Below are 13,040 nucleotides of genomic sequence, written 5' to 3' on the forward strand. Positions count from 1 at the left end.
TTCGAACAGCTTGCGTCGGGCGAGGTTGGTCGAGCACATGAACGGGCTGCCCGAGCCGGTGTTGCCGACGCAGTAGTTCGTGAAGTGCCCCCCGGCGTACACCGAGTCGCCGTCGACCGCCACGCCCTGCACGCCGCCGTCGGTCTGGTAGACGGGGCGCTGGAGCGAGCCGTCGAGGTTCCAGATGACGAAGTGGCCACCCGAGCCACCCGCGCCGGCGTAGACCCCGCGCTGGTCGGCCGCCAGGGCGATGATCGGGAAGGTCGGCGCCGGGTCGAACGACGGGTCCACGGTCCCCTTGCCGTCGGTCTTGACCGCCGCCAGGTAGGCCGCGGAGCTCGTGCCGCTGATCGCGGTGAACGTGCCGCCGACGTAAACGTCCGCGCCGTCGGACGACATCGCGAGCGCGTTGACGGCGCCTGACGCCTTGGGCTTCCACGTGGTGAGGCTGCCATCCGCGGTGGAGAACGCCGCCAGCTTCCCCCGCGAGGTCCCGTTGACCGAGGTGAACGTCCCGCCGGCGTACAGCGTCGAGGTCGAGGCGGCCAGCGCCCGCACGGTGTTGCTGACGTTGGGGTTGAACGAGGTCAGCGCCCCGGTGCCGGCGTCGAGGGCTGCCAGGTGGTTGCGGACCGTCGTGCCGATGTGGGTGAAGTCGCCGCCGGCCCACACGGTGCTGCCGCGCACGGCCAGGGCGAGGACGTTGTTGTCCGCGGACGGTGCCCACGGCAGCACGGTGCAGGTTGCGGTATCGACCGCCGCCAGCCGGTTGCGCACCACCGTGGCGCCCCCCTTGTCCTTGACGTGCGTGAAGCTGCCGGCGAGGTATGCCGTGCCACCGCTGATCGCGATGGCGCTCACCCTGCCGTCGGGCTGGACGCAGGACACGGGGTTGCTGCTGACGGAGGCCTGCGCTGCTGCGGCACCGGCCAGGACCACGGTGGCGGCCAGGGAGGTGGCCAGGACGCTGCGTGTGTTCATCGCGCCACCCCGGTGGGGTGTGTGGGCAGGACGATGTCGGACGCCGCCTCCGCGGCCGGGTTCGGCGGTGCCGTGAGCATGGCTCTCCTTTGTGCGCTCATGGCGCACCGCGTCGGTCCGGAAGGCCGCGTCAGCCCCCGGGTCGACCCGGTGCCGCCCCCTAGTAGGCCCCCGCGCCGCGAACCACGGCGCGCAGCGTGCGGATCAGGATCTGCACGTCCAGCACGAGCGACCAGTTGTCGACGTACCAGAGATCGAGCCGCAGCGACTCCTCCCAGGACAGGTCACTGCGGCCGCTGACCTGCCACAGCCCGGTCAGGCCCGGTTGCACCCGCAGGCGTCGGACCGCGTCGGGCTCGTACTTCTCGACCTCCTGCGGCAACGGGGGCCGCGGGCCGACGAGGGACATGTCGCCCCGGAGCACGTTCAGCAGCTGGGGCAGCTCGTCCAGGGAGTACCGCCGCAGGATCTTGCCCACGCGGGTGACCCGCGGGTCATTGCGCTTCTTGAACAGCACAGCGTTGGTCTCGTGGCCATCGTTGATCTCGGCGAGCCGGGCCTCGGCATCGGTGACCATCGTGCGGAACTTGAGCATCTCGAAAGGCTCGCCGCGGGCCCCAACCCGCTTCTGCCGGAACAGGATCGGGCCCGCGGAGTCCAGGTGCACGGCGAGCGCGACCAGCTCGATCGCCGGCAGTGCGGCGACGGCGATGCAGATGGCCATGGCCCGCTCGACCACGACCTTGACGGCCCGTCGCGCCCCGGACATGACCGGGCGCTCGACGTGCAGCAGCGGGGTGCCGGCCACGGGCCGGATGGACAGGCGGGGGCCGGCGACCTCGAGGATCCCGGGCGCCACGACGAGGTCGACGTCGCGCTCCTCCAGGGCCCACGCCAACCGGCGCAGCACCGGGCCGCCGAGGTCGGGGTGGCTGGCGACGGCGACGACGTCGGCGTCGAAGAGGTCGACGGCGGCCACGGCGTCCTCCGGGCAGCCGAAGACGGTGACGCCCTCCAGCTCGGGCGCGTCGTCCCAGGCACCGTCGAGGCCCGAAACGCACGCAGCCACAACGGACAGGCCGTGCACCGGCGAGGCGTGGATCTGGCGGATCAGGTCGCGCGCGGAGTCGGCACGGCCCAGGACGATGGTGCGCTGCATGAACAGCCCGCCACGACGCTGCGCGTGCAGCCAGCGGCGCAAACCCTTGCGTCCCATCAGCGAGAGCAAGAACAGTGCCGGGAGCACGAGCACGACGTAGCCGCGGGCGATGGTGATCTGGCCCGCGAACGCCACCACCGACACGACCGCCAGCAGGCCGAGCGCGGCGTCGACGAGCGCGCGGTACTCCTCGGTGCTGACGCCCATGTAGCGGCTCTCGTAGCCGTGCGTGCACGTCACCGCGACGATCCACGCGACCGGGACGGCCATGCTGAGGAGCACGTAGGCCAGGCGCGGCTCGGCACCGAAGCGCACGACACAACCCAGCACGGCGGCGACGCAGCCGGCGAGCAGGTCCATGAGGACGGCGGTGTGCCGGTAGCGGCGCTCCCAGACGCGCGCGCGGACGGTCAGCTGCGGTGGCGCGTCGAGGACGTCGGGCGCGGTGGTCATGGTGGTGGTGGTGACTGCCGGGGGGAGGGGGTCCGCGGTCGCGACCTGCTGCGGAGGCACGAGCCCGGCGCCGCGCGCGCGCCTGCGCCTGCGGCGGCGGGTCGGGCGCGCGTAGTCGGTCATCTGCGGTCCGCCTTCCCACCCCACCCTGCATGGAAGGACCGTGCACCGGCGAGCGGGAGAGGCATGGTCGGAACTCGCCGGTCCAACCACGGTGCCGCACAATCGAATTCGGACGATCGCCCTGCTGGACGAGCGGCGTTGCGCTGTTGGCAGGAGCGCAAAGCTCATGCAAACGTATGGAGCCACGCTGCGTAGCGGCCGCCTCGGCTCGGCGGCCTCGGTTCAGCGCGAGTGGAAGACCTGCTGGGTCGCCTCGAGCCCGTCGGTGACCAGCTTCTCGACGGCGTCGGCGCTGTCGCCGAGCAGGAACGGCAGCTCGGTGCGCTCGGTGCCGGAGAAGTCCTTGAGGACAAAGGCCGCTGCGTCCATGCGGCCGGGCGGGCGGCCGATGCCGACCCGGACGCGCAGGTATTCACGGCTGCCGACCGACTTGGTGATCGACTTCAGCCCGTTGTGGCCGCCCTCGCCGCCACCGCGCTTGAGACGCACGTCGGCGAAGGGGATGTCGAGCTCGTCGTGGACGACGACGAGACGCTCGACGGGGATCTTGAAGAACGACAGCAGCCCGGCCACCGGACCACCGGACTCGTTCATGTACGACAGCGGCCGGGCGATGACCGCCTTCGGCCCGGGAGCCCCGTCCGGCAGCGTGCCGATGCGGATCTCGGACGCGGCCGCCCGCGCCTTGTGCGACCGCAGGGTCGCACCGGCGCGGGCGGCCAGTTCGTCGATGACCATGGCGCCGACGTTGTGCCGGTTACCGGCATAGGACGGACCGGGGTTGCCGAGTCCGACGATGAGCCAGGTGTCCATGGGAGATGCAGTATGCCGTGTGGCCCGGGGCGCGCGCCCCGGGCCGTGCAGCGGCTCAGGCCTCGTCGGAGCCCTCGGCGGCAGCCTCGGTCTCGCCCTCGGCAGCGGCCTCGCCCTCGGCGGCCTCGCCGGCCTCCTCGTGCTCGATGCCGGCCTCGGCCTCGGCCTCGGCGAGCTCGGCCTCGAGCGCCTCGGCGGTGATGGCCTGGCTGATGTTGACGATGAGATGCTCGGCGTCGGTGACCAGCGACGTGCCCTGCGGCAGGGTCAGGTCGGAGGCGTGGATCTGGGTGCCGGCCTGGGCGCCCTCGACCGAGACCTCGATGCTCTCCGGCAGGTGCGTGGCCTCGGCCTCGAGCTGCACGGTCTGCTGCTCGACGGTCACGACGGTCTCCGGGGCGGCGTCGCCGGTCACGTGGACCTGCACGTCGACGGTGACCTTCTCGCCCTTCTTCACCACGACGAGGTCGACGTGGTCGATGACCGGCTTGATGGCGTCACGCTGGACGTCCTTGGCCAGGGCCAGGTGGTCCTTGCCGTCGATCTCGATGGTCAGCAGCGCGTTGGCGTGCTTGAGCGCCATCATCGTGTCGTGGCCCGGAAGGGTGATGTGCAGCGGCTCGGTGCCGTGGCCGTACATCACGGCGGGGATCTGGTGGGCGCGGCGGATGCGGCGGGCGGCACCCTTGCCGAACTCGGTGCGGGTCTCGGCGACGAGCTTGATCTCGGACACGATGTCTCTCCTGTGCTTGCTTCACGGTCGCGCACGGGCCGGATGAGGGCGGCACGCGCACGGTGGGTGGTGTTCTGGTGTGCGGTGGGCCTCGACGCGGGGCGCGGCACGACGCGGGTGAACCGGCGCGTGCGGGCGCGAGACAGACGTCCAGCACCACCGCGTCGATCACGGACTGCTTCACGGGCTCTGGTTCGCACCAGCCCTGCAGCGTCCCTCGCCGAGGCAACCTCGCGATTCTAGGCGACGCGCGGCGGGATACGGAAATCGGCGGGGCGGCTGCCCCGCCGATCTCCACGCACGTGGGTGGCCCTGTGCTGGTCAGGCCTTGCCGTCGAACAGCTTGGTGACCGAGCCGTCCTCGAAGACCTCGCGGATGGCCTGGCTGATCAGCGGTGCGATCGACAGCTCGGTGAGCTTGTCGAAGTGGCGCTCGGCGGCGATGGGCAGGGTGTTGGTCACGATGACCTCGCGCACCGCGCAGTTCTTGAGCCGGTCCACGGCCGGACCGGACAGGATCGCGTGGGTCGCGGCGATGATGACGTCGGAGGCGCCGTCGGCGATGAGCGCGTCGGCCGCCTTGGTGATCGTGCCGGCGGTGTCGATCATGTCGTCGACGAGGATGCAGGTGCGGCCCTTGACCTCACCGACAACCCGGTTGGCCACCGTCTCGTTGGGACGGGTGATGTCGCGGGTCTTGTGGATGAACGCCAGCGGGGCCCCGCCGAGGCGGTCGGACCACTGCTCGGCGACCTTGATCCGCCCGGCGTCCGGGGAGACCACCGCGAGCTGCTCGCGGCCGTACTTCTGGCGCACGTAGTCGGACAGGATCGGCAGTGCCATGAGGTGGTCGACCGGGCCGTCGAAGAAGCCCTGGATCTGGCTGGTGTGCAGGTCGACGCAGATGAGCCGGTCGGCGCCGGCCGTCCTGAACAGGTCGGCCATGAGGCGGGCGGAGATCGGCTCGCGGCCGCGGTGCTTCTTGTCCTGGCGGGCGTAGCCGTAGAACGGCATGACCACGGTGATCCGCTTGGCCGAGGCGCGCTTGAGCGCGTCGACCATGATCAGGTGCTCCATGATCCACTCGTTCACCGGCGCCGTGTGGCTCTGGATGACGAAGGCGTCGGAGCCGCGGACCGACTCCTCGTAGCGGACGTAGATCTCGCTGTTGGCGAACTCGTAGGCCTGCATGGGCACGAGGTCGGTGCCGAGCTGGTAGGCGACCTCCTCCGCGAGCTGGCGGTGGGCCCGACCGGAGAAGACCATGAGGTTCTTCTCGGTGGTGCGCTTCAGACCGGTCATGAGGCAGGGGTCCCTTCGGGGGCGTCGGGGCGGTCGGTCGGGCTGGTGGCCGCCTCGGCGGCGTCTGCGGTGCGGGTGCCGGCGCGGGCCCGGGCGACCCACCCGGCGATGTTGCGCTGCCGGCCGCGGGCGACGGCGAGCTCGCCGGGCTCGACGTCGACGGTGACGGCCGAGCCGGCCGCGACGTAGCTGCCCGCGGCGATCGTGCGGGGGGCGACGATGACCGAGTTGGACCCGACGAAGCTGTGGTCCCCGACCACGGTGGGGTACTTCTTGACCCCGTCGTAGTTGGCGAAGATCGTGCCGGCCCCGATGTTGGCGCCGGCACCGATCGTGGCGTCGCCGGCGTAGGTCAGGTGCGGCACCTTGCCGCCCTCGCCGATCGTGGTGTTCTTCGTCTCGACGAAGGTGCCGATCTTGCCCTTGGTGCCGAGCTCGGTGCCGGGGCGCAGGTAGGCGAACGGCCCGACGCTGGCCCCCTCGCCGATCACCGCGAGCGAGCCGTGGGTGCGCACGACGCTGGCGCCGTCGCGGACCTCCACGTCCTCCAGGGTGGTGTCCGGGCCGAGCGTGACGCCGGAGCCGATCGTGGTCGCGCCCTTGAGCTGGGTGCCGGGCTGGATCACGGTGTCGCGGCCGATGGTGACGTCGGCGTCCACCCACGTGCTGGCCGGGTCGACGACCGTGACACCCTCGCGCATCCACCCCTCGAGGATGCGGCGGTTGAGCTCGGCGCCGAGCCGGGCGAGCTGCACGCGGTCGTTGACGCCCTCGGTCTGCCACAGGTCGGCGACGAGGTGCGCGCTGACCTTCAGACCCTCGCGCCGGGCGATGGCGAGCACGTCGGTGAGGTACTTCTCGCCCTGGGCGTTGTCGGTGCCCACCTCGGCGAGCGCCTTGCGCAGCACGGTGGCGTCGAAGGCGTAGAGGCCGGAGTTGATCTCCGTGATCGCCCGCTGCTCGTCCGTGGCGTCCTTCTGCTCGACGATGCCGGCGACCTCGCCGTGCTCGTCGCGCAGGATGCGGCCGTAGCCGTGCGGGTCCTCCAGCGTCGCCGTGATCACGGTGGCCGCGCTGCCACTGGCGTGGTGGGCCTCGATCAGGTCGTGCAGCGTGGCCGCGGTCAGCAGCGGCACGTCGCCGTAGGTCACCAGCACGGTGCCCTCGAGCTCGGACGGCAGCAGGTCCAGGGCGCACTCGGTGGCCCGGCCGGTGCCCGGCACCTCGTCCTGGTCGGCGATGACCGCCGCCGGGTCGACCTCGGCCACGTGGGCGGCGACGCGGTCCCGCTCGTGGCGGACGACCACCGCGAGGTGCTCGGGGTCGGCGCCGCGGGCGGCGGCGATGGCGTGACCCAAGAGGGTCCGCCCTGCGATGGGGTGCAACACCTTGGGGGTGGCCGACTTCATGCGGGTGCCTTCGCCTGCGGCGAGGACGATGACGGCAGCCGGGCGGGAGGTAGTCACGCGGGTGGGCTCCAGAAGGTCGACGTCGGAGGCCGACAGCGCACCGAGGGTTCCCGGCCACACTGCCGCCGCCATGCTACCCGCCGGTCACGCCCGGTTCACCGCCGCGGTCCCGGCCGGTGCGCACCCACGCACGGCACGGCATACCGGCCCTGATCTGCGCGGACGCGCGCGTCCGGGCGGACGTCCGGGCCGATCCGGGGCTGACGTCCGGGCCGATCATGGGGCTCAGTCGACGTCGTCGCCGTCGGGCAGCCGGTGCAGCCGCACCCGGCCGTCCTCGACCAGCATCGTCGTGAGCGAGCCGCGCCCCACCGGGATGCGCCACTGCTCGCCCTCGGTGTGCTCCAGGGCGGCCACCACGAGCCGGATCATCACGGCGTGGGAGACCACGGCGACGTGCTCGCCGGGGTGGCGCGAGCCGATGAGCTGCAGGGCCGCGACCATCCGCTCCTGGGCGTCGCGCAGCCGCTCGCCGTTGGGGCACACGGCCCGCGACGGCGAGGTCTTGTACAGCCGGAACGCGACGGGGTCGTACATCTCGGCCTCCTGGGAGGTCATCCCCTCCCACGCGCCGTAGTCGACGTTGATGAGGCCGTGCATGATCCGGAGGTCCGGCACCCCGGCCTCGTCGGCGATGATCTGCCCCGTGGCGATGGTGCGCCGCAGGCTGCCGGTGTAGACCGCGGCCAGCCCCACCTTCGACAGCTGTCGCGCCGCGTCGACCGCGTCCTGGTAGCCCTGCGCGTCGAGCGGGATGTCCCGACGCCCGCGGTAGCGGTTCTCCACGTTCATCGTCGTCGTGCCGTGGCGGACGACGTAGATCGTGCAGGTGCGGGTCGAGAGGGTCTCGGCGGTGGGGACGGCCATGTCCTGGGACACGAGAGGCTCCTTGTCGTTCTGCCGACGCCGTGCGTCAGCGGGTCCGGTGGGCGGGTCGGGGTTCGGTCAGCTCGTAGCCGTGCTCCAGCAACGGCTTGGCGATGACACGCTCGAGCTGTTCGACCTGGGCGTCGTTGAGGTCCCGCCGCCAGGCCTGGCCGCGGCTGGCCTGGAAGGAGTGCCGGGCGAACCCGGCCTCGTACTGCGGGGTCCACTCCAGCCCGAGGAAGTCCATGACGGCCTCCATCTGGCCGCGCGGGTCGACCATGAAGTCCTCGAGGCGCACGTCGAGCCAGTGCCCCTCCGGCGCCTTCTGCCGGGCCTGCTCGATGGCGTCCATGAGCACCTTCCAGCCGAGGCCGGCCAGCACGACGAAGGAGCGTCCCGACTCCTCCCACTCCTCGCGGTAGGCCTCCGGCAGCGGGCCGAGGTACCAGCGTTCCGGCCCCTGGTAGCCGTCCCACCAGCCCATCTGCAGCCAGGAGTTGGCGACCGCCCGCCCGTCGCGGATCACGTTGACGTACTTCGCCTCGGGGTAGGCGGCGGACAGCAGGCCCGAGCGCGGCCACCCGGTGAGGTGGTGCATGAACATCGGCTTGCCCTGGGCCTCGATCCGGCTGTCGAAGAACTCGCGGATCCGCCCGAGGAGCCAGGGCGTCGCGTCTGCGGCGGTCAGGTCGCGCGTGGGTTGGGGGAAGATGCCGGACACCTGCCGCTCGAGCACCGACCAGCCCTCCGACGGCGCCACCCGCAGCCGGCCGCGCTCCAGCGCGCGCCGACGGTCGCGGAACGGCCGCAGCGCAGGGTCACGCTCGTCCGCCCTGGCGAACAGCGCGTTGTTCCAGCGGCCCTTGAGGTTGAGCCGTGAGAGCTTGTCGTCGACGTTGGACACGAAGCCGACGTCGGGGTGACGCGCCACCAGCTCGGCGATCAGCGTCGAGCCGCAACGGCCGCTGCCCAGGACGAAGGTCAGCATCGGTCGGTCAAACCCCCTGGTGTCGAAGGAGTCCGGGGGCGGGCGGTCCGCGTTCCCCACATCTCCATTGCACGGGGCGCGCCCGGCCGGCAGATCCGACGAAGGGGTGAGCGCGAGCCCATGCACTTGCCCGTCCCGGGCTCGGGCGTTCGCGGGAATCGTGGGCGGGGACCCGCTCGGCCGCGAGCCCCGGGGGGAACGGGGCCCCGGCCCGGGTCAGCCGGAGACGCGCCCGGCGCCACACCCGAAGGAGAGCCACCATGCATGCACCGATCGCCCTTGCCCTCTCGGCTGCGCTGTCGCCGGCCGCCGGGGACGCGGGATCCACGACGTTCGCGGACTGGGAGATGAACGACCCGCCGTCATCGTCCACCGTGTCCGACAGCGGGCCGAACCACCTCGACGGCACGATCAAGGGAGGCGTGACCCCCGATGGGAGCACGCTGACGTTCGACGGGAAGTCGGGCCAGGTCACCGTCAAGGGCGCCACCAAGGTGCCCATCGGCAGCAAACCCGTGACGGTGTCGGCCAGGCTGAAGTTCGCCGACGTCCCTGGCACCGACGTGGGTGACTACGACATCGTCCGCGCCACGCCGGGTGGGACGTTCCGGCTGGAGGTGGTGGCCCGCAAGAACCGCACCATGGCGCAGGCCCTGTTCTTCTTCAACGGCAGCAGCGCCAAGGCCAGCCTCGTGGCCGGGCCGGACCTCGCCGACAACGCGTGGCACACGCTGGTGTGCAGGAAGACCGACAACGCGGTCACCCTGACCGTCGACGGCAACCAGGTCGGCTCCACGTCGGTCAAGATCGGCAACATCACCGTGAGCAAGGAGCCGCTCTACATCGGCTCCAAACCCGGTGGCGACTGGTTCAAGGGCCAGCTCGACTGGGCCCGCATCGACCTCGGCTGACTCCCCCGTATGCCGTGTGCCCGGCCGGGAGCCGGGCACACGGCGTACGGGCGCACCACTCAGCGGGCCACGAGCCCCTGCACCAGCAGCGCCACCCCGAAGACCAGGAACGCCGCCGCGGCACCCACCCGGATGACGCGCTCGGGGAGCCTGCGTCCCAGCACGGCCCCGACGCCGATCGCCAGCGCGTCGGCCAGCACCATGCCCACCGTGCTGCCGACCCAGGTGCCCAGCCAGCCCTCGCGGGTGGCGAGCGTGACCGTCGCGAGCATGGTCTTGTCGCCGAGCTCGGCCAGGAAGAAGGCCAGCCCCACCGCGAGCACGCCGGCACGCCTGCTGCTGCTGGCCTGTTCCGCCTCCGCCTCGGTGAGCTCGTCCCCGCGCAGGGTCCACGCGGCGAAGCCGAGGAACGCCACTCCCGCAACGACGTTGACGAGCCACTGGGCGGCGGCGAGCTGGTCGCCGATGAGCCGCCCCAGGCCGACCGAGACGAGGTGGACCAGGGCGGTGGCCAGCGTGATGCCGACGAGCACCGTCCTGGCGCGGTCGCGGGCCGCGAAAGTCTCGTCCGCCACCGGAGGTGGCCCGTCGCACCGGACCCGCGGGTCAGTGTGTCGATACGGCGGTTGGGGACTACTCCCTTTCGCGCCGCAGCCTATCCGGCGCGACACGTCCCGGGCGCCACGGCACCGGTGCGGGCCGCCGCGTCCGGTCGTCGACCGCGCCCAGGAGCCGGTCGCGCGGCACCCGCTCCAGCCAGCTGCCGGCCAGCAGCGAGGTCACGATGGCCAGCAGCACGAGGACGGCGTAGAACGACTGGTTGATGATGCCGGCGCCGAAGACCACTGAGGCGAGCACGATCCCGGGCCCACCACGTGCGTTCATGGCCACCGCGAGGTTGACCGCAGCCGAGGAGGGCTGGCCCCCGAACCGGGCACCGGCATACACGCTGACCGCCTTCACCGCGCAGGCGAAGCTCAGGTAGGCCAGGAAGAACCATGGGTTGAAGCTGCGCAGCAGGTCCAGCTGCAGGCCCACGATCGCAAAGTAGACCGGGACGAAGAACGCGAACGCGAAGTCCTTGATGGCGACCGTGGCTCCCTCGACCACCGGGTCGGGCGCCGTGGTGGCCGAGCCGACGATGATCCCGGCCACGAAGGCCCCGAAGAACGGCTGGATGCCGAGGAAGAGGCACAGCAGGCAGGCCAGCAGCAGGAAGACGAGCTGGAACGCCACGGGGCTGTGGCGGGCGACCAGGTTGGCCCGCGAGCCCGCAACGGCGCGGTAGAGCGGTCGGCCCACGAGCAGGCCGAGGCCGAGCACGGCCACCGTCGCGGCCGAGTGGTAGGCGAAGTCCCACGACGAGCCGGGCGCGACGCCGAGGACGCCGGGCAGCCCGAACAACGCACTGGAGGGCTCGGCAGCGGCACCGAGGGCCACCGCGAGCACGATGTAGAGCAGCACGTCCTCGACCACGGCCGCGCCGATCACGATGCGGGAGAACGGAGTTCCCAGGATCCCGAGGTCGAACATGATCCGGGAGATGACGGGGATGCTGGTGACCGCCATGGCGATGCCGAAGACCAGGAGGAACGAGGTGTGGTTGCCCGACGGGCCGTAGAACGTGCGCTCGGCGACGAACGGGAGGACGGCCAGGCCTGCGAGGAACGGCAGGACGGTGCCCGTGCCGAGGATCCACGCCACGGTGCGGCCCTCGCGACGCTGCACGGCGGAGCGCACCTCGATGCCGGAGCAGTACATCAGCAGCAGCAGGCCGAGCTGGTAGGTCGAGCCCAGGACGGTCGCGGTCGTCCCGCTCTTCGGGAAGAGCCAGTGCTGCGCGGCCGGGGCCAGCGCGCCCAGCACGGTCGGGCCGAGCAGGAGACCGCCGAGGATCTCGCCGATGACGCGGGGCTGTCGCATCCGGGCGAATAGCTCACCCACGCCGTGAGCGGCGACCAGGATGACGACCAGCGCGAGCAGGATGTGGGCGACGTCCACCGTTCCAAGTGCCACGCTGCTCCCCGTCCGCCGGCCCGTCCCACGTCCCTTCGATTACAGGGCCGTTCCGCGCCGCGGCCCTCGTCCACCCGTCGTAGCGGTGGGGAACCCGCCCCGGAGCACCCCTCGCCCGGATGCAGGAGCCGCAGCTCGGGCATGTGGTGGAGACGGCCGGCTCGTGTCCCCCGGGATGCGCGTTGTCGAAATCGCCGTGCCCGCTCGACACAGGGGTGTCAGGCTCACGTTGACCGAGAAGGAGAAGACCATGGCTCAGTACGCCGTCCTGATCTACGCGGCGGACGCCGCCCACGGCGAGAACCCGTCACAGGACGAGCTCGACCTCCACGAGCGCCACGCCCGGGAGCTGGTGGAGGAGGGCTGGATGTCGGCCGCCTTCGCGCTCGAGTCGATCGCCACCGCCACGTCCATCCGCGGCGACGCGGTGACGGACGGCCCGTTCCTGGAGGGCAAGGAAGTAGTGGCCGGCTTCTACATCATCGAGGCGCCGGACCTGGACGAGGCGCTGAGGATCGCCGGGCGCAACCCGGTCATGCAGTCCGGCGGCGGGGTCGAGGTCCGGCCCGTCGCCGGCAGCTTCCTGCGGGAGTCGGTCACGGCGTGAGTGACGGCGTGCCCGCTGCCGTGGGAGCAGCGGTCGCTGACGCGCACCGTCGGGGCTGGGCCATCGTGCTCGCCTCGACGGTGCGCGTGGCGCGGGACCTCGACCTGGCTGAGGAGTGCGTCCAGGAGGCGTACGCCTCGGCCCTGAGGGCCTGGCCCCGGGACGGGGTCCCGACCAGCCCCCTGGGCTGGCTGACGACCGCAGCCCGGCGCCGGGCCATCGACGCAACCCGGCGCGAGCAGGTCCTGCGCTCCAAGCTGCCCCTGCTCGTGGAGCCGGAGGAGGCCCCCGTCCACGAGACGAACGGTCCGGACGGGGCGACGGCGGAGGAGGCGGCCGACCACATCGCTGACGAGCGGCTGCGGCTGGTCTTCCTGTGCTGCCACCCGGCGCTCGCCCAGGAAGCCCAGCTCGCGCTGACCCTGAGGCTGGTGTGCGGCATCCCCACCGCCGACATCGCCCGGGCGCTCCTCGTGTCCGAGACCACCATGAGCGCCCGGCTGACCCGGGCCAAGAGGAAGATCTCGACCGCGCGGATCCCCTTCCGCGTGCCGACCTACGCCGAGCTCCCCGACCGGCTGCGCGGGGTGCTCGGGGTGATCCACCTCGTGTTCACGA

At 71.8% G+C, this 13,040-nt stretch carries 12 protein-coding genes and 1 pseudogene; 3 read left to right on the top strand and 10 right to left on the bottom strand.

Annotated features, from left to right (window positions below; all coding sequences use genetic code 11):
- The 8 genes and pseudogenes from VF825_RS05300 to VF825_RS05335 all read right to left on the bottom strand — a co-directional run.
- Window positions 1-981, bottom strand: a pseudogene (locus VF825_RS05300) (hypothetical protein); the annotation flags it as partial.
- A gap of 160 nt (window positions 982-1,141) precedes the next feature.
- Window positions 1,142-2,593 carry a sugar transferase gene (locus VF825_RS05305; RefSeq protein WP_331110893.1) on the bottom strand — a complete coding sequence of 484 codons (1,452 nt, stop codon included), beginning with the start codon at window positions 2,591-2,593 and terminating at the stop codon, window positions 1,142-1,144.
- 345 nt (window positions 2,594-2,938) lie between these two features.
- On the bottom strand, window positions 2,939-3,529 hold the full coding sequence (gene pth, locus VF825_RS05310) for an aminoacyl-tRNA hydrolase (protein ID WP_331110896.1): 591 nt from the start codon (window positions 3,527-3,529) through the stop codon (window positions 2,939-2,941).
- A gap of 55 nt (window positions 3,530-3,584) precedes the next feature.
- Window positions 3,585-4,265: a 50S ribosomal protein L25/general stress protein Ctc gene (locus VF825_RS05315; protein ID WP_331110916.1), complete on the bottom strand. Its 681-nt coding sequence runs from the start codon at window positions 4,263-4,265 to the stop codon at window positions 3,585-3,587.
- A 318-nt stretch (window positions 4,266-4,583) separates the two neighbouring features.
- Window positions 4,584-5,564: a ribose-phosphate diphosphokinase gene (locus VF825_RS05320; protein WP_331110898.1), complete on the bottom strand. Its 981-nt coding sequence runs from the start codon at window positions 5,562-5,564 to the stop codon at window positions 4,584-4,586.
- On the bottom strand, window positions 5,561-7,030 hold the full coding sequence (glmU, locus tag VF825_RS05325; protein WP_331110900.1) for a bifunctional UDP-N-acetylglucosamine diphosphorylase/glucosamine-1-phosphate N-acetyltransferase GlmU: 1,470 nt from the start codon (window positions 7,028-7,030) through the stop codon (window positions 5,561-5,563). Before glmU ends, VF825_RS05320 begins: the two co-directional genes overlap by 4 nt.
- Window positions 7,031-7,258: 228 nt before the next feature.
- A complete protein-coding gene (locus VF825_RS05330) occupies window positions 7,259-7,912 on the bottom strand; it encodes a histidine phosphatase family protein (protein WP_331110902.1) in 654 nt (217 codons plus the stop codon).
- Between the two features lie 34 nt (window positions 7,913-7,946).
- Window positions 7,947-8,888 (bottom strand): sulfotransferase, encoded by a 942-nt coding sequence (locus VF825_RS05335; protein ID WP_331110904.1) that lies wholly within the window; start codon window positions 8,886-8,888, stop codon window positions 7,947-7,949.
- 260 nt (window positions 8,889-9,148) lie between these two features.
- Here VF825_RS05335 and VF825_RS05340 point away from each other — a divergent pair, with 260 nt between their 5' ends.
- Entirely contained in the window at window positions 9,149-9,799 is a 651-nt protein-coding gene (locus VF825_RS05340; RefSeq protein WP_331110906.1) for a LamG domain-containing protein, read from the top strand.
- Window positions 9,800-9,858: 59 nt separating this feature from the next.
- On the opposite strand, the gene VF825_RS05345 is transcribed toward VF825_RS05340, so the two are convergent.
- The gene (locus VF825_RS05345; RefSeq protein ID WP_331110908.1) at window positions 9,859-10,374 is read right to left on the bottom strand and encodes a TMEM165/GDT1 family protein; all 516 of its coding nucleotides are present in this window, start codon (window positions 10,372-10,374) and stop codon (window positions 9,859-9,861) included.
- A 58-nt stretch (window positions 10,375-10,432) separates the two neighbouring features.
- Window positions 10,433-11,815: a cation:proton antiporter gene (locus VF825_RS05350; protein ID WP_331110910.1), complete on the bottom strand. Its 1,383-nt coding sequence runs from the start codon at window positions 11,813-11,815 to the stop codon at window positions 10,433-10,435.
- 250 nt (window positions 11,816-12,065) lie between these two features.
- Between VF825_RS05350 and VF825_RS05355 the strand changes: the two genes are divergently transcribed.
- A complete protein-coding gene (locus tag VF825_RS05355) occupies window positions 12,066-12,422 on the top strand; it encodes a YciI family protein (RefSeq protein WP_331110912.1) in 357 nt (118 codons plus the stop codon).
- On the top strand, window positions 12,419-13,040 hold a 622-nt coding region (locus VF825_RS05360; RefSeq protein ID WP_331110914.1), incomplete at its 3' end, for a sigma-70 family RNA polymerase sigma factor. The genes VF825_RS05355 and VF825_RS05360, both read left to right, overlap by 4 nt.

Origin of the sequence: Oryzihumus sp., from assembly GCF_036391795.1 — a bacterium.
Taxonomy (GTDB): domain Bacteria; phylum Actinomycetota; class Actinomycetes; order Actinomycetales; family Dermatophilaceae; genus Oryzihumus.